This window comes from Glycomyces dulcitolivorans, from assembly GCF_003265355.1.
GTDB classification, from domain to species: Bacteria; Actinomycetota; Actinomycetes; order Mycobacteriales; family Micromonosporaceae; genus Glycomyces; species Glycomyces dulcitolivorans.
In genome coordinates this window covers 78636-95855 of the sequence record NZ_QFRW01000080.1, presented here as the reverse complement: position 1 = coordinate 95855, position 17220 = coordinate 78636, and the positions used below count along the sequence as shown (strand labels likewise).

General features: G+C 71.5%; 12 protein-coding genes and 1 riboswitch. Of the genes, 5 read left to right on the top strand and 7 right to left on the bottom strand.

Annotated elements, in window-relative coordinates:
• Positions 1-5: 5 nt before the first annotated feature.
• The 4 genes from DI269_RS07940 (at position 6) to DI269_RS07925 (ending at position 4841) form a co-directional block, all read left to right on the top strand.
• Positions 6-1085, top strand: a complete 1080-nt coding sequence (locus tag DI269_RS07940) for a hypothetical protein (RefSeq protein WP_112134557.1) — start codon at positions 6-8, stop codon at positions 1083-1085.
• A gap of 92 nt (positions 1086-1177) precedes the next feature.
• Positions 1178-1975, top strand: coding sequence for a dihydropteroate synthase (gene folP, locus DI269_RS07935; RefSeq protein WP_112134556.1), 798 nt, complete (start codon positions 1178-1180; stop codon positions 1973-1975).
• Positions 1976-2040: 65 nt separating this feature from the next.
• Positions 2041-2147: riboswitch (SAM riboswitch) on the top strand.
• A gap of 12 nt (positions 2148-2159) precedes the next feature.
• Entirely contained in the window at positions 2160-3422 is a 1263-nt protein-coding gene (gene thrC, locus DI269_RS07930) for a threonine synthase (protein ID WP_112134555.1), read from the top strand.
• A 378-nt stretch (positions 3423-3800) separates the two neighbouring features.
• On the top strand, positions 3801-4841 hold the full coding sequence (locus tag DI269_RS07925) for a GNAT family N-acetyltransferase (protein ID WP_112134554.1): 1041 nt from the start codon (positions 3801-3803) through the stop codon (positions 4839-4841).
• On the opposite strand, the gene DI269_RS07920 is transcribed toward DI269_RS07925, so the two are convergent.
• The 7 genes from DI269_RS07920 to DI269_RS07890 form a co-directional block, all read right to left on the bottom strand.
• Positions 4838-5848 (bottom strand): glycosyltransferase, encoded by a 1011-nt coding sequence (locus DI269_RS07920; protein ID WP_112134553.1) that lies wholly within the window; start codon positions 5846-5848, stop codon positions 4838-4840. The genes DI269_RS07925 and DI269_RS07920 overlap by 4 nt on opposite strands.
• 103 nt (positions 5849-5951) lie before the next feature.
• Positions 5952-6890, bottom strand: coding sequence for an NAD-dependent epimerase/dehydratase family protein (locus DI269_RS07915; RefSeq protein ID WP_112134552.1), 939 nt, complete (start codon positions 6888-6890; stop codon positions 5952-5954).
• A 583-nt stretch (positions 6891-7473) separates the two neighbouring features.
• Positions 7474-9768, bottom strand: coding sequence for an AAA family ATPase (locus tag DI269_RS07910; protein WP_112134551.1), 2295 nt, complete (start codon positions 9766-9768; stop codon positions 7474-7476).
• A gap of 470 nt (positions 9769-10238) precedes the next feature.
• Positions 10239-10439 carry a hypothetical protein gene (locus tag DI269_RS07905; RefSeq protein ID WP_112134550.1) on the bottom strand — a complete coding sequence of 67 codons (201 nt, stop codon included), beginning with the start codon at positions 10437-10439 and terminating at the stop codon, positions 10239-10241.
• 4 nt (positions 10440-10443) lie between these two features.
• Complete coding sequence (locus DI269_RS07900) at positions 10444-12438, bottom strand: right-handed parallel beta-helix repeat-containing protein (RefSeq protein ID WP_157974833.1); 1995 nt, start codon at positions 12436-12438, stop codon at positions 10444-10446.
• 245 nt (positions 12439-12683) lie between these two features.
• Positions 12684-14312, bottom strand: coding sequence for a chaperonin GroEL (gene groL, locus DI269_RS07895; protein WP_112134548.1), 1629 nt, complete (start codon positions 14310-14312; stop codon positions 12684-12686).
• Between the two features lie 233 nt (positions 14313-14545).
• Positions 14546-15499, bottom strand: coding sequence for a hypothetical protein (locus DI269_RS07890; RefSeq protein ID WP_112134547.1), 954 nt, complete (start codon positions 15497-15499; stop codon positions 14546-14548).
• 182 nt (positions 15500-15681) lie between these two features.
• Here DI269_RS07890 and DI269_RS07885 point away from each other — a divergent pair, with 182 nt between their 5' ends.
• Positions 15682-17220, top strand: coding sequence for a peptide MFS transporter (locus DI269_RS07885; RefSeq protein WP_112134546.1), 1539 nt, complete (start codon positions 15682-15684; stop codon positions 17218-17220).

Here is a 17220-nt window from a genome sequence, read left to right as displayed (position 1 = left end):
CGCCGTTGGACACCGCGCAGCGGCTCACCCTGGCCGGGACGGCGGTGCTCGCCCTGGCCTGGCTCGCGTGGCCGTCCCCCGACCGGCCCGAGGCCGAGGTCCCGGTGGCGGCGCCGACGGTGTGGGAGACGTGGGACGCCGAACCGGTCGACTGGCCGGGTGTCGTCGACGGCCGGGCGTGGACGCCCCTGCACGTCCTCGACGCGGATTCGGCGCTCGGCACCGACGAGGCCGGGAGCCTCCTGTACGTCGAACTCGACGAGAACGGGGACGCGGTACTGACCGCGGTCGCCGAACCGGGCGGGGTCCCGGGCGTCATCGCGGCCGCGGCCACCGACACGACGCTGGCGTGGATCTCCTCGGTCCCCGACGAGCAGGGCCGGGTCGTCTCGCAACTGTGGACGGCCCCGCGCGGCGAGGACGGGCGGCCGGGCGAGGCCGCGCTGCTGACGGCCGACACCGGGGACGTGATCGCCTCGGGGTCGGCGTACGACCTCCAGTTCGCGGCCGAAGGGCTGCACTGGCTCTCGACCGCCCGCGGCGGGGCGCTGGTGACCGAGCACCGGTCGATCCCCGTCGGCGGCGGCGAGGTCGAGGTGACCGGGCACCTGGGCGCGTGGCAGGCGGCGGCGTGGCCGTGGCTGGCCAGCGCCGGGTCCGACTCGCTCGGCGGGGCGCAGCTGGTGCGCACCGACACCGGTGCGGGCGTGAAGGTCTTCTCCGGTTCGGAGGAGCTGACGCTGTGCTCGGCGACGTGGTGCCGGCTCATCGTGAACGCCGAGGACGGCGCGCGGGTGGACCTCATCCGTCCAGACGGGACCGACCGGGTGACGGTGGCCGAGGGCTTCACGTCCGCGGTGTCCCCCGATGTGGGACTGATCGACCGGTTCGAGCCGCTCGTGGAGCACCGGGCCGCCGCGGGCGACGCGGCGGAGGTGACGCTGTTCGACCTCCAAGCGGGCGAGGCGTACCTGGTCGCGTCCAGTGCGGGAAAGACGGGCGCCGATGCGAGGTGCCTGTGGTGGTCCACTGGGACCGGCGAACTCCTGGTGTGGCACGTGCTCGACCTCACGGACCTGGCTTAATGCGAAGCGTTCGCGCGCCCGGCGCGGGTAACGTCGATGCCGTGACCACACCGCACAGCGTCCCGGGAGCGGCCCCGGCCCGCCCGCAGATCATGGGGATCCTCAACATCACCCCCGACTCGTTCTCCGACGGCGGACGCTACCTCGACTTCGGCGACGCGGTCGCGCACGGCGAGCAGATGGGCGCCGACGGCGCGGACGTCATCGACGTCGGCGGGGAGTCCACGCGGCCGGGAGCCGAGCGGGTCGACGCGGTGACCGAGACGTCCCGTGTGGTCGATGTCGTTGCGGCGCTTGCCGAGCGGGGCCTGACGGTGTCGATCGACACGACGCGGGCGGCCGTGGCGGCGGCGGCGATCGAGGCGGGCGCGACGATCGTCAACGACGTCTCGGGCGGCCTGGCGGACCCGGACATGGCGCGGGTCGTGGCGGACACGGGCGTGCGGTGGGTGCTCATGCACTGGCGGGGGCACTCGGCGGACATGCAGCTGCTGGCCCGGTACGAGAACGTGGTGGCCGACGTGAAGGCCGAGCTGGAGGACCGGGTGGAGGCCGCGCTGGACAACGGCGTGGACCGCGAGAACCTGATCCTGGACCCGGGGCTGGGGTTCGCGAAGTCCGCGGAGCACAACTGGCGGCTGTCGGCGCACCTGGACGAGTTCGTGGCGCTGGGGTACCCGGTGCTGTTCGGATCCTCGCGCAAGACGTACCTGGGGCGGCTGCTGGGCGACGAGAGCGGGAAGCCGCGCCCGGTGGGGCAGCGGGAGGCGGCGACGCTGGCGACATCGGTGCTGGCGTTCGAGGCGGGCGCGTGGGGCGTGCGGGTCCACGACGTGGCCGGGACCGCCGACGCGCGCGCGGTGTGGCTGGCGACGAACGCTCAGCGATGAACCCGTCTCGGAAACTGGAACTGCGGTTGCCGATCGGCGCAACACGCCCGTAGCATTCGGCTCGTACTTCATCCAGAGCAGCTGAGGGGTCCGGCCCTGCGACGCTGCGGCAACCACCGACTTCGGTCGGCAGGTGCCAAATCCGGCCCGCCGCGAGCGGGAAAGATGAGGAAGAGGCTTCCGCATGTCCAATGCCCTGTTCGCCGACAGCCCCGCCAAGGGCCTGGTCTGCCGCAACTGCAACGCCACCTACGACCTGGTCGCCCAGCACGCCTGTTGGCAGTGTTTCGGGCCCCTCGAAGTCGACTACGACCTCGACGAGCTCGCGAAGGTGACGCGGGAGCAGATCGAGGCCGGCCCGCAGAACATCTGGCGGTACGCCCCGCTGCTGCCCGTCGGCGTCCACCCCGAGGACCGGGTGAGCCTCAACCCCGGCCTGACCCCGCTCATCGACGCGAAGCACCTGGCCAAGGCCCTCGGCATGAGGAAGCTGTGGGTCAAGGACGACTCCGCGAACCCGACCCACTCGTTCAAGGACCGGGTCGTCTCGACCGCGGTGTCGGCGGCCGTGAAGCTCGGGTTCGAGCGGTTCGCGTGCGCGTCCACCGGGAACCTGGCGAACTCGGTCGCGGCGCACGCCGCCCGCGCCGGGGTGCCGTCGATCGTGTTCATTCCCTCCGACCTGGAGCCGGGCAAGATCGTGCAGTCGGCGATCTACGGCGGCACGCTCGTGGCCGTCGAGGGCTCGTACGACGACGTGAACCGGCTGTGCTCGGAGCTGACCGAGACCGACGAGTTCGAGTCGACGGCGTTCGTCAACGTGAACATCCGCCCGTACTACGCCGAGGGCTCGAAGACCCTCGGGTACGAGGTGGCCGAGCAGCTCGGCTGGCGGCTGCCGGAGCAGGTCGTGGTCCCGATGGCCTCGGGCGAGCTGCTCACCAAGATCCACAAGGCGTTCGAGGAGGCCGCGGAGATCGGCCTGACCGAGCCGGGGAAGGTGCGGGTCTTCGGCGCGCAGTCGGCCGGGTGCAGCCCGATCGCCGACGCGTTCGACGCCGGGACCGACGTGATCACCCCGGTCAAGCCCACCGGGATCGCGAAGAGCCTGAACATCGGCGACCCGGCGGCCGGGCCGTACGCGATCGAGGCGTGCCGCTCGACGGGCGGCGGGATGGCGAAGGTCTCCGACGACGAGATCCGCGACGGCGTGAAGCTCCTCGCTGCGACGACGGGAGTGTTCGCTGAGACGGCCGGCGGCGTCGTGGTCGCTACGCTCCGTAAGCTCTTGGAAGCGGGGCGGCTCGACCCGGAGGCGGAGACGGTCATTTACAACACCGGTGAGGGCCTGAAGACTTTGGACGCCGTGTCGTCCCTGGTGGGGCCGACGCATACGGTGAAGCCGTCGCTGAAGGCGGCGAAAGAAGCCGGACTCCTGCAATCTTAAGTGGAGTGAGGGGTTCGGAATCCGGGCGAGTCAAACGCTTTCCGAACTCCTGAAATTATCACTCTCAGTGACCGATGTGAAGTGGAGTGTCGGGTACCCGACAAAAAGAAGAGAAGTTCGGGTCTTGACCGTATTCACTGAATGAGCAAGAATTCTTCTTGCGGGAGGCCGCAGACGTCCTGTCGCCACTCACCCGGTTGACTGCGAGTCCTGGGGCTAGAACGTGTCGAGCAGCGCCAGCCGGTGTCAGGAACTGCGGTCTCCCGACCATCGCGTCCCCGTTCTGTGAATAACCGGAACGCCGCTCCCCCAAACCTTCTCGGCGTCGCAAACGCTATCCGCTTGCCCGCGCCCGGGGACCTCTGCCAGGCTCGGGCCATGACGCATTTCGACATCGTCCGGGTGGACCCCTCCGACCGCCCGCTCGTCCAGTCCTGGCTCGAAGCGCAGGAGTCCGTGCAGGAGCACGACTTCCAGGGCCTGAGCCCGTGGCACCCGCTCGGCGCCCTCGCCGCGCTGGTCGTCCCCGACCCCGACGTCCGCCGCGAGAAGTGGGCCGCCGTCTGCGACGGCGAGGTCCTCGGCTACCTCAACCTGCACCTCGGCGACCGCGACAACACCCACCTCGCGGGCTTCGAGGCCGGCGTCCGGCCCGGCTCGCGCCGCCACGGCATCGGCTCGGCCCTGCTGCGCCACGCCGAGGACCGCGCGGCCGAGGACGGGCGCACCGTGGTCTCCACCTGGCTCGCCGTCCCGCACGAGGAGTCCCCCGACGTCCGCGGCGACGGCGGGCCGTTCCTGATCGACAACGGCTACGAGCGCTCCCTGGAAGCGGCCGTGCGCGTGTGCGAGCTCGCCACGGTCGACGAGGACGCCGAGGACCGGCTGTGGGACGAGTGCTGGGCGAAGGCCGAGGGGTTCGAGCTCATCGCGTTCCACGGCGTCCCGCCCGAGCGGGTCATCGACGGCATGGCGTACCTGCACGCGCGCATGTACACCGACATGCCGCTGGGCGACTGGGACCTCCAGGAGGGGCGGATCACCGCCGACACGGTGCGCCTGTGGGAGCGCCAGCGGCGCCAGCGCGGCCAGCTGAACATCCAGGCGGTCGTGGTGCACAAGGAGAGCGGCGACGTCGCCGGGTTCACCGAGATCCAGGTCCACGGCGCCGAGGAGCGGCACTGCTGGCAGGGCAACACGATCGTCGACCCGCGCTTCCGCGGGCACCGGCTCGGCACGATCCTCAAGATCGCCAACCAGCGGCGGCTCCAGTCGATGCGGCCGTGGATGCGCTACGTGTGGACGGGGAACGCGGAGTCGAACTCGCAGATGATCGCCATCAACGAGGCCGTCGGGTACCGGCTCGCGGGCCACGAGACGGTGTTCCAGAAGAAGCTCGGCCAGAACAGGCTCGCCTAGCGGATCAGCCGCTCGTGGATGCGGCGGCGCTCGGCGTGGAGCTCGGCGATGCGCCCGCGCGCGGCCTCGTCGCCGCCGCGGGCGGCCTCGCGCAGGCCGTGGATCTCGTCCTCCAGGTCGAGGCCGCGGCGGTTGAGCTCGAAGAGGCTCTCGCTCACCTGCGGCTCGGGGGTCTCGCGGATGATCCTGGCCCCGGCGGCGGTGATGCCGAACGGGGCCAGTCGCGCCGCGTCCAGTTTGAAGGCGCGGCGGTGGCCGGTGACCTTGTCCATGCGGTCGCTGCCCTCGCTCTGCATGTGGGACAGGCCGGTGTGGGCGTACAGCCACCACGGGGTCTCGCCGTCGAGGTGGCGCACGTTGTAGTTCCAGGGCGCGAGGACCTGCGCGAGGGTGCGGTGGTTGTTGCGGTACACCGTGCCCGGGTCCCCGGCGTGTTCGAGGAGGCTCAGGCCGATCGAGGGGCTGTGGTGGTAGGCGCGGTGCCCGGCGGCCTGCTGCGGGACCCAGTTGCAGCCCAGGACGGGCGAGAAGATCGCGGGCGCCTTGTCGCCCGCGGCGAGGTAGGCCGCGGCCTCCTGGTGGAGGCGGGCCACCAGGCCGCGGTGGATCGCGTCGTCATCGTCGAGGCGGGTGGTGAGGACCCAGCCCTTCTTGCGCGCCTTCGCCTCTGAGCGGGTCCAGGCGGCGAGGTCGGGGACGAAGTCGCGCTTGAGCTCGGTCTCGGCGATGCGCAGGTAGGGGCGGCCCTCGGCGAGGGCGTCGAGGCGCTTGCGCGCCTGCGGGGGCATGTCCCGGTCGACCGCGACGACCCAGGTGAAGTCGCGGTCCTCCTGGGCGTCGAGGGAGGCGAGCGTCAGGTGCTCCATCATCAGCTGCCGGTAGGCGAACCACTGCTCGTCGAAGACGCCGATCCCGTGGCGGGTGGCGATGACGTGCAGGAAGTCGGCGGACCTGGGGGCGGCGGCGCGCAGGCGGCGCTTGAGGGCGGCGACGGGGTTCGGGCGCATGGGCTCACTCTCCTGTGGGCGCGGGCGTGGCTCTGAGGGGAGAACGCTCCGAGCATGTGGACGGTTGCCGGCGCCCGGGTGAACTGTGCGCCAACTCCTGTCGTCACGCCAGGCGGGCGCGCCACCAGTCGAGGGTCTCGGCGATGGCGGCCTCGGTGCCGGTCGCCTCGTCGCCGAACGTGTCGGTGAAGTCGGAGGACTCCATGAGGTAGGGCCCGTCCCACTGGTGGCGGGTCTCGGCCATGCCCTTCATCGCGGGCTGAACGAGGCCGACGACGTTGATGAGGAACCACCACGGCATCCGGGAGATCCGGACGGGGCCGCGGCCGGCGAGGCGGGCCATGGCCCGGATCAGCTCGCGCTGGGAGGCGGCGGGCGCGGTGGGTACGTGCCAGGCGCGGCCCCAGGCGCGGTCGTCGCCGCCGAGGCGGATGAGGGCGCGGGCGACGTCGGGGATGTACGTGAAGGAGTGGGGCGCGTCGGGGTCGCCGAGGACGCTGACGCCCTTGCCTTCGAGGACGGGGCGAACGATCCGCTCGCCGACCATGGCGTCGGCGAGGGCGCCGGGGCCGAAGTAGTCGGAGCCGCGGGCCTCGGTGAAGCGGAGGTCGCCGCTCTCGTGGAGTGCCATGGCGTCGTTCCACATCCTGATGCGGATCTGGCCCTTGTGGCCGGGGGAGCGGAGCGGGGTGCGCTCGGTCATCGGCTCGGTGACCGGGCCGTAGCCGTAGAGGTTGCCGGTGTTGACCAGTCCCGCGCCGTGGGCCTTGGCGGCGGCGAGGATCGCGGCGAACATGGGCGGCCACTCCTCGGCCCACCGGTGGTAGCCGGCGGGGTTGGCGCAGTTGTAGATGACGTCGGCGCCCTTGGTCGCCGCGGTGAGCGCGGCGGCGTCACGGGCGTCGACCTTGACGTGCTCGATCCCGGGCAGGTCCGCACCGCCGGAACGGCTGAGGACCCGCACGCGCTCGCCGCGCTCGGCGAGGATCGCGGCGACGGTGGAGCCGATCTGGCCTTTGCCGAGGATGACGTGGTCGGTCATGGGAGTTCCCTCTCTCAGTGCCCTCGAAAGAGAGCAGTGCTCTCTCTTAAGAACAACGATCTCACACTCCGATCAAAAAAGCAAGAGCACCGCTCACGTTTAAGAGCACCGAACCCCATCCGCAAGCCCGCCCGCAAACCCATCCACAGAGTTATCCACAAGTAGATTCTTCGCATTCGACACTTGGGACCCCTACCTGTTGTAGTAGATAGCAAAAACGTCATCCGCTATCGGCGGGATGGCGGCGACAGAGGGGATTTCGCGAACGTCGCCATACCGAGGCCCGAGCACGGGAAGCCACCCGCGCACCGGGTCCCCGCCGATACCACCCGCTCCGCGCGGAGCACGCGGGCGGCCGACCTGACGAGGCCGGCCGCCCGCAACAACCAACACCCACCCGGACCGCACCGACCCGCCCGACACGGGCCGGACGGCACAGCCGACAGGCAGACGCAGGCCACCGCGACCGGCTGGCCCGACCATATGAACCCGCCATTGCAGCACCGCCCGACACGGACCACCGCAACATGCGGCCCGGTCGCCGAACCCGCCTACCCGGGCACCGCGACGGGCCGCGGCCGGGTCAGCCCTCGCGGTTGCTCGCGTAGTTCTCCAGGTATTCGAGCTGCTCGGGGTCCAGGCTGGGCCGGACCCGCTCCATCGCCTGCTCGACGTGGGCGGCCGTGACGATGCTCGCGTCGAGGGACTCCCGCATCGCCGTCAGCGCGGCCTCCCGCACGAGCGCGGCGCAGTCGGCGGCCGAGTACAGCCACAGCTCGTCGGCGACCGCGTCGAGGTCGACGTCCTCGGCGAAGGGCACGTTCTTCGCGTTGGAGCGCAGGATGTCCGCCCGGCCCCGCGCGTCGGGCGGGGGCACGTAGACGAGGCGCTCCAGGCGGCCCGGGCGCAGCAGGGCCGGGTCGATCATGTCGGGCCGGTTCGTCGCCCCCACGACCACGACGTCGCGCAGGGCCTCGGCCCCGTCGAGCTCGGTCAGCAGGGCCGCGACCACCCGGTCGGCCGTGCCGCCGTCGGTGCCGGCCCCGCGCACGGGGGCCAGCGCGTCGAGCTCGTCGAAGAACATCAGGGTCGGGCTGGCCTGGCGGGCGCGGCGGAACAGCTCGCGCACGTTCTTCTCCGACTCGCCGACCCACTTGTTCAGCAGCTCGGAACCCTTGACGCTCATGACGTTCGCGTGTCCCTCCCCCGCGACCGCGCGCACGATGTACGTCTTCCCGCAGCCCGGGGGCCCGTACAGGAGAATGCCGCGCGGGGCCTCGATCCCCAAGCGGGTGAACGCGTCCGGGTAGGTGAGCGGCCACAGCACGGTCTCGGTGAGGGTCTGCTTCAGGGGCTCCATGCCGCCGACGTCGGCGAGCGTGAGCCCGCCGAGCTCGACCGAGTCCCCGGCGAGGCTGGTGGGGCGCACCGACTCCAGGGCGCCGTCGAAGTCGGAGTTCTGGAGCGCGGTGGCCCCGCCCTCCTTGGCGCGCAAGGCGGCCCGCACGCCGGCCTCGCGGACCATGACGGCCAGGTCCGAGGCGACGTAGCCAGGGGCGCGGTGCGCGACCGACTCCAGCTTCACGTCCTCGGCGACCTTCATCGAGCGGGTGAAGTACACGAGCAGGTCGCGGCGGGCCTCGCCGTCGGGCATCGGGACGACGACCTCGTGCTCCAAGCGCGGGCGCAGACTTGCGTCGACGTCCTCGACGCTCGTGGTCGTGCACACCACGGCGTGCTCGCCCGGCTCGGCGAGGACCTCCTCGACGAGGCGGGAGAACATGGTGCCCAACGGGGTCCGCCGCCCGGCCGGGGCCAGGTGCTCGACCCCGCGGACCAGCAGCACCCCGGGGACGGTGAGCGCGGCGACGGCCGAGCGGAGCCGGTCGGCCGCGGCGTTCGCCTCCAGGGCCGCCAGATCGGAGCCGGACACCTCGCTGACGCCCGCGCCGACCGCCTCGGCGACCGAGCGGACGATCGTGGCCTTCCCCGCGCCCGACGGGCCCGAGACGAGCACGCCCAGCGCCATGTCGGTGCCGACGACCTTGAGGACCTCGCGGTGGTTGAACCCGAGGTCGAGCAGCTCGCGCAGCTCCTCAGCGGGGATCTTCGCGCCCGCGAGCTCGTCGTAGGGGATCGTGGCGACGCCCGGGACCGCTTCGGGCGCACGGGAATCGGCGAGCGGAGCGCGCGCCTCGGCGCGCGGGCGGGCGGCGCTGGCGGTGCCGCCGTAGGTGGCCGGCATGCGGGTGCCGGGGGTGCGCCCGGCGGGCAGCGGCAGGTCGGAGGGGAGGTCGACGGCGGTGCGGACCTCGTTCAGCCACTCGACGCGGGTGTCGGAGGTGATCATGGCGCCGCTGGCCGGCTCGGACTCGACCACGTTGAGCACCATGGTGGTCCAGCCCATGCCGAGGGTGTTGTTCAGGGTCCGGCGGGTGGCGGTGACGGCCTCGCGGGCGGAGGAGCCGAGTTCGATGGGCAGGAGCGACACGTCGTCGCCTTCGCAGACGACCTTCGACAGCAGGGCCAGGCGCAGCGTGTCCGGGTCGACCACGGCGACCGCGGAGGCCGGGCCGGACAGGACCACCCGGTCGGCGGCCGCCAGGGCGATCGGGGCGAGCCGTACCGGGTCGCCGTCGCGGGCGCCGATGTTGCCGAGGGTGAGGTCGTCGGCGTAGAGCGCGCGGCGGGACGCGTACCGGTCGGCTTCGAGGGCGATCGCGGCGGTCGCGCGCCGCCCCGTGATCCCGACCGGGTCGCCGGGGCGCAGCCCCAGTGCGGTGAGGGCCTCGGGGTGGAGGCGGACGATGCCGCGCCGCGCGTCGAGTGCGGCGCGGGCGCGGGTGGCGGTCAATGTGAGGGTGCCGGCTGTGGTCACGCAGCCCAGCCTATTACGGCCAGGCGCGGACCGGCGACGCTCGCCTCTCCGGCCCCCGAGGTCGGGGGTGTCGGTCCGCGGCCGCCCCCGGCTGCAAGAGTGCCTGCGGGGTGCGACAAGACGGGGTATCGGCGCGCAGCGGCGGCCGGTCTCGGGTTCGGGCGGCGGCCGGTCACGGTGGCGGCGGTCGCCTTGCCCTCCCCCGAGGTCGGGGGTGTCGGTTCGTAGTCGCCCCCGGCTGCAAGAGTGCCAGCGGGGTGCGACAGTCCGCGAGGGCGGGCCGGTGTCCGGACGTCTGCCGTCGCTCGGGTGTGGCGGAGGCGGAGTAGGGCCCGGAGTGCACGGCCGCCCTACTTACGGGGTCCGGCGGAGGCAGAGCAGGGCCTGCGGTGCACGGCCGGCGCTACTCGCGGGGTTCGGCAGTCGCGGAACGGGCCCCGAGCCGGGTCGGCGCGGGCGGGCCGCTCTGTTTACTCCTCGGCGGGGGTGAGGGGCATGCGGTAGATGGTCTTGCCGTCTTCCAGGAGGACTGCTGTCGAGGCGCCCTGGTCGGCGAATTCGCGCCAGCGTTCGCCCAGCCACGACTCGGCGTCGCCCTGGCTGCCCAGGTCGCTGTCGGGGGTTTCGATGGCGTTGCCGTCGGCGTCTTCGAGCTTCCAGGTCCAAGTCATGGGGCTACAGTACGCGATTTTTTCCTAACCAGTCCCAGCGGTCGTTGGCCGGGGCGGTGACCGGAGTGCGTTCGACGTGCACGGGTTCGGGGGGTTCGCGGCGGGGGCCGAAGGCCGCGCCGAGGGCGAAGAGGGTCCACAAGGGCAGGAGGGCGATCCACAGCCAGGCAGGGGAGACGGGCATGGGGGCGAGGGTGACGATGCCGCGGTCGATCGCGTCGAGGACGGTGAGGGCGCCGATGATCACCGTGAAGCCGCCGAGGAAGCGCACGCCGGAGCGGAACCAGGAGCGCCCGGCGAGGAGCCATCCGAAGCCCCACAGGACGATCGCGAGGGCCTCGTAGTCGGCGCGGCCGGACCAGACGGCGAGGACGAAGAGGAGGGCGCCGCAGCCGGTCGCTATGGCGGAGAAGGTCATCGCGCCCGCGCGGGGCGGGTTCGGGGAGCGGGCGGCGCCGAGCCAGCCGGCGCCGGCGAGGAACAGCAGGACCGCGGCGAAGGCGACGGCGGCCTGGAATTCGAGGCGGTCGGTGAACTGGGCGCCGAGCCAGTCGCAGGTCGCGGACAGGTCGTCGGTGCCCTGGAGGCCGCATTCCCATACCTTCAGGGAGCGGAGGGGGTCGCCGGCGACGCGGGCGGTGTCGGTGCCGCAGGGCGGCAGGACGTGCGGGGTGGTGCGGTAGGTGCCGGGCTCGTCGAAGCAGTTGCCGACGCCGGTGCCGTCCCACCACAGGTCGAGGCGGTTGCGGTGGCGGGCGCCGTCTTCGCGTTCGCCGAAGACGTTGTCGCTGAATGTGTTGCGGTCGCCGCCGAGGCCGGGGTCCTGGCCGGGGGTGCCCCAGGCGGCGATCGCGGCGGTCTGCTGGTTCCAGATGCGGTTGGCGGTGACGGTGGTGGCGGTGCCGTCGGCGACGAGGATGCCGACGCCGGAGGGGTAGGTGCGGTCGGGGCACAGGACGCCGTCGGCCCAGTCGCGCGCCGCGGGGTCGGTGCAGGCGGCGGTGCCGAGGTGCCGGTAGTTGTCGGTGTTGTTGCCGTACAGGACGTTCTCGGAGGCGGTGACCTCGGCGGTGGGGCCGGTTTCGGCGATGACGAGTCCGGTGGTGTTGTCGTGCAGGCGGTTCGCGGTTGCGGTGGCGGTGGTGGCGGTGCCGCGGATCTCCAGGCCGGCGGAGTTGCCGGTGGCTTCGCAGCCGGTGACGTCGGCGTTGGAGTTCTCGATGAGGATGCCGGCGGTGTCGGCGGCTTCGGCGCGGCAGTCGGTGAGGGCGATGCCGGAGGAGTCGGCGATGTGGAGGCCGGCGCCGTCGCTCTGGAAGGCACCGACTTCGACGAGGGCGGCGCTCTCGACGGCGGTGAGGCGCAGGGCGGCGTCGCGGGCCTGGCCGAAGGCGATGCCCTTGAGGTAGAGGCCGGAGGCGGCGTGGGCGGTGAGGACGGTGTCGGCGGCGAAGCGCGTGGAGATCTGGACGTCGTCGGGGGTGTCGCCGAGGCCTTCGATCTGGAGGTCGGTGGTCTCGACGATGATCGCGGTGTCGACGGTGTAGTGGCCGGGGAGGACCTGGATGCGCATCCCGGGCGCGGCGGCGGCGATGGCGGCGGGGAGGTCGCGGTAGCCGTCGGCGAGGCAGTCCTCTTGGAGGCGTTCGTTGCCGATGCGCTCGTTGTAGTTGACGCCCTCGTTGCGTTCGGTGAAGTCCTCGGCGTCGGCGGTGCAGACGAGGAGGAGGTCGCCGTCCTCGCGGAACACGGGAGGCTCGGCCTCGGGGAGGGCCGGGAAGGGGTCGGGCTCGGCGATGCGGCCTTCGGTGGCGGTGCCGCCGACGTAGCAGGTGAAGACGAGCACGGCGAGGATGCCGGTCATGAACGCGAGCGCGGCGAGCCGGTGGTCCGAGCGGGGCCGCAGGGGTACCGAACGCCCAGTGCGGCGGAGCCGCTCCGGTTTGGGGGAAGACGAGCGCAGCGAGTCGGCTGGGTGGGGCGACGGGTGTGGGGGCACGATGACAGGGTAGCTCTCGTCGCACACGGTGTGAAGAGGCGTGAATCGGCTTGGGCGCCAACAATTCGGACACGCACCCGCGTCGCGGCATACCGCCCGTGGTTGGGGCGGTATGCCGCTTGCGCAGCGGCTGCGCCGTCTGCACTGGCAGCCAGTACAGAGAAAGGGAGAACCACTCACTTTACAGTGAGCGGTCCTCCCTCGCAGTACTCAGTCGGCCTGAGTGAGCAGTCCCGAAGGGCTGCTTACATCATGCCGCCCATGTCGCCCATGCCGCCGCCGGCGGCGCCGGCGCCTTCCTTCTCCGGGGCGTCGGCGACGACGGCCTCGGTGGTGAGGAACAGGGCGGCGATCGACGCGGCGTTCTGGAGCGCCGAGCGGGTGACCTTGGTCGGGTCGGGGATGCCGGCGGCCAGCATGTCGCCGTACTCACCGGTGGCCGCGTTCAGGCCGTGGCCCACGGGCAGGCCGCGGACCTTCTCCACCACGACGCCGCCTTCGAGGCCGGCGTTCTCGGCGATGGCGCGGAGCGGCGCGCCGAGCGAGCGGCGGACGATCTCCACACCGGTGGCCTCGTCGCCCTCGGCCTCGATCTTGTCGAACGCGATCGCGCCGGCCTGGGCCAGCGCGGTGCCGCCGCCGGCGAGGATGCCCTCTTCGACCGCGGCCTTGGCGTTGCGCACGGCGTCTTCGACGCGATGCTTGCGCTCCTTGAGCTCGACCTCGGTGGCCGCGCCGACCTTGATGACGGCGACGCCGCCGGCCAGGCGGGCGAGGCGCTCCTGGAGCTTCTCGCGGTCGTAGTCGGAGTCGGAGTTCTCGATCTCGGCGCGGATCTGGTTGATCCGGCCCTGGATCGCGTCCTCGTCGCCGCCGCCGTCGACGATGATGGTGTCGTCCTTGGTGATGACGACCTTGCGGGCCTGGCCGAGCAGGGAGATGTCGGCGTTCTCGAGCTTGAGGCCGACCTCTTCCGAGATGACCTGGCCGCCGGTGAGGATGGCGATGTCGCCGAGCATGGCCTTGCGGCGGTCGCCAAAGCCGGGGGCCTTGACGGCGGCCGACTTGAAGATGCCGCGGATGCGGTTGACCACGAGGGTCGGGAGGGCCTCGCCGTCGACGTCCTCGGCGATGATGAGGAGCGGCTTGGAGGTCTGGGTGACCTTCTCGAGGGTCGGGAGGAGGTCCTTGATCGCGGAGATCTTCTGGTTCGCGATGAGGATGTACGGCTCTTCGAGCACGGCCTCCATGCGGTCCTGGTCGGTCACGAAGTAACCGGACAGGTAGCCCTTGTCGAAGCGCATGCCCTCGGTGAGCTCCAGGTCGAGGCCGAAGGTGTTCGACTCCTCGACGGTGATGACGCCTTCCTTGCCGACCTTCTCCATCGCCTCGGCGATGATGGCGCCGACGGTGGCGTCGCCCGCGGAGATGGACGCGGTGTTGGCGATCTGCTCCTCGGTCTCGACCTCGGTGGAGGTGGACTGGAGGTGCTCGACGACGGCCGCGACGGCCTTCTCGATCCCCTTCTTGATGGCGATCGGGTTGGCGCCCGCCGCGACGGCGCGGAGGCCTTCCTTGACGAGGGCCTGCGCGAGCACGGTGGCGGTGGTGGTGCCGTCGCCGGCGACGTCGTCGGTCTTCTTGGCGACCTCCTTGACCAGTTCGGCGCCGATGCGCTCGTACGGGTCTTCGAGTTCGATCTCCTTGGCGACGGACACGCCGTCGTTGGTGATCGTGGGGGCGCCCCACTTCTTGTCCAGCACGACGTTGCGGCCCTTCGGGCCGAGGGTCACCTTGACGGCCTCCGCGAGGGTGTTCATGCCCCGCTCGAGCCCGCGGCGAGCCTCCTCGTCGAATGCGATCATCTTCGCCATGGCTTATGGCTTCCTTTCGGATAACGTTCGTGGTCGACGGTGAGGCGGCGTACCCGCGACGGTGGGCCCTCAGACCCGACCACCTCATCGCGTTCTTAGCACTCCCCAGCGGCGAGTGCCAGAACCAGGTATAGCACTCTGGCCTTGAGAGTGCCAATCCGGGGGACGAAACTCGTGGTGAAAAGCGCGGACGCCGGGGCGTCGCCCCGGCGTCCTTCGATACGGCTGTGGATTCACGGTGTCGGCGAGGGTGCTCCCGGGTGGCCGGGTTCGCCGGGGCCGGTGTAGCCGCCGGGCGCGGCGGCGCCGGAGGCCTCGGCCGAGAGGGAGGTGGCCGAGACGGATTCGGCGCGGCCCCGCAGCCAGGCGTAGGTGCACAGGGCGGCGGAGAGGATCCAGATCATCGGGGCCAGGAGCAGGAGCGCCATGACGGCCTCGGTGACGATGGTGAGGACGGCGGCGAGCCAGCCGGCGAAGATCGCGTGCCACAGGCCGGCGAGCAGGAGGCCGACGAGGGCGATGATGAGGTTCGCGGCGATGGCGACGAGGACGACGATGCACAGGCGTCCGAGCGCGGGCCAGAACGCGGAGTGCGTGAGCTGGATCGAGCGGGCGTAGGGGCTGCGGCGGGCCTCGAAGACGGCGGCGGGGGCCATGAGGCTGAGCGCGAAGATCGCCCACAGGCCGGGCAGGACGCACAGGACGAGGCCGACGGCGATGGTGACCCAGGCGAGCAGGAGCCACAGGAAGAACCTGCCGCCGCGCTTGAACCCGAAGGAGAACGCCTCGCCGAGGCTGAGGAAGCCCCCAGCGGCTTCGGCGGCGGCGGTGCGGACGGCGCCGAGGACGGCCGAGCCGGAGACGTAGAGGACGGCGAGGGTGAGGACGAGGCCGATGAACCCGGCGAGCGCGCCCGGGGAGTACTCGCGGACGAAGGTCCCCCAGTCGGTGACGACGATGTCCTTCTCGGGGGCGCGCACGTTGTTGTTGTAGGCGCCGAGGATCCAGCGGGGCAGGACCACGCCGATGAGCAGGATGAGGCCGACGGTGCGCCAGGAGCGCTGGACGACGTCGAAGGAGGCGTGCCACCAGCCTTCGAAGGTGTCGGTCACGAGGGGGTCGCCGCCGGAGAAGCGCCCCGAGGGCTCCTCGGTCTGCCCGGAGTTCCAGTAAGGATCGTCGCTCATAGGGCGGATCGTAGACCAACCAACCGTGCATATCAGACAAATGACCGCAGCGCATCCGTTCGGGGACGCCTGGTTGTCCGATTCGCCCGCCCCGGGTACGGGAAGCGGTTAGCGTCGGCAGGTGTCGGCGCACGCCGCGCCGGGTACCGGCAAGCGCAGCCGAGGAAAACGGGAGGCCGGAGATGTCCCATCGCGAATACCCCGCAGCCGGTCGGGAGAAGACCTTCTTCGGGCATCCCCGCGGCCTCGCCGTCCTGTTCGGGACGGAGATGTGGGAGCGGTTCAGCTTCTACGGGCTCCAGGGCATCCTGCTCACGTTCCTCACCGCGAGCGTGCTCCACAACGGCCTCGGGCTGACCGACACGGTCGCGGTGCCGATCGCGTCGCTGTACTCGGGCGCGGTGTACCTGACGTCGCTGCCGGGCGGGTGGCTCGCCGACCGGGTGCTGGGCGCGCGGCGCGCGGTGCTCATCGGCGGCGTGATCATCATGTGCGGCCACATCTCGATGGCGATCCCCGTGAGCGGGCCGGGCCTGGTGTTCTTCGGCCTGTTCCTGGTGGTGCTCGGCTCGGGCCTGCTGAAGCCGAACATCTCGGTGATGGTGGGGCGCCTGTACGACGGGGACTCGGACGCGCGGCGCGACGCCGGGTTCTCCGTGTTCTACATGGGCATCAACCTCGGCGGGTTCCTCGGCATCCTCGTGACGCCGTACCTGGCCGGGGACGACCGGTGGCACCTGGGCTTCGGCGCGGCCGCGGTCGGGATGGCGCTGGGCCTGCTGTGGTACGTGCGGGGCTGGTCGCGCCTGACGGGCACCGGCATCGGGCCCTCGCGGCCGCTCGAAGACGCCGAGCGCGGCAAGGTCGTGCGGATCGTCGTCATCGCGCTGGTCATCGCGGCGGTGGCGATCGCCGTCTGGGCCGCGACGGGGACGCTCACGCTCTCGACGGTCCCGACCGTGGTCACGATCCTGTCGATCGCGGCCGCGGTCTGGTACTTCATCTACATCTTCGGCGAGGCCAAGGACGTCACGGCCGCCGAGAAGGCCGGCCTGCGCGCCTACGTGGGCCTGTTCATCGCGTCGGTCGTGTTCTGGATGCTGTACCTCCAGATGGGCTCGATCCTCACCGCGTTCGCCTCGAACTCCGTGGACCTCGACTCGTGGGGCTTCCACCTGCCCGCGGGCGGGGTGCAGAACCTCAACTCGATCTTCATCCTGATCTTCTCGCCGATCTTCGGCGCGATCTGGCTCAAGGCCGGCGCGCAGTTCGGGACGGCGTACAAGTTCGCGCTCGGCGTGGGCCTGACGGGCCTGTCGTGGGTGTTCCTCGGCTGGCTCCAAGGGCGCGCCGACGGTGGCGTCCTGGTGGCGCTGGGGTGGATGGTCGTGGTGTACCTGCTGCTGACGTGGGGCGAGCTGTGCGTCTCGCCGGTCGGGCTGTCGGTGACGACGCAGCTGGCGCCCGCGAACCTGAAGGGCCAGTTGATGGGCGTGTGGTTCCTCGGCCCGGCCGTGGGCACGCCGCTGGGCGGCCAGGCGTACGCGTTCCTGGTGCCGAAGGTCGGCGAGCAGGCGTTCTTCTACATCCTCGCCGGGCTCGCGATCCTCACCGCGATCGTGCTGGCGCTGTTCAGCCCGGCCCTGCACCGGCTCATGGGCCAGGGCGGGCACGGCCCCGACGCGGTCCTGGAGACGCCGCCGGAGCCGCGCGCGCAGTAG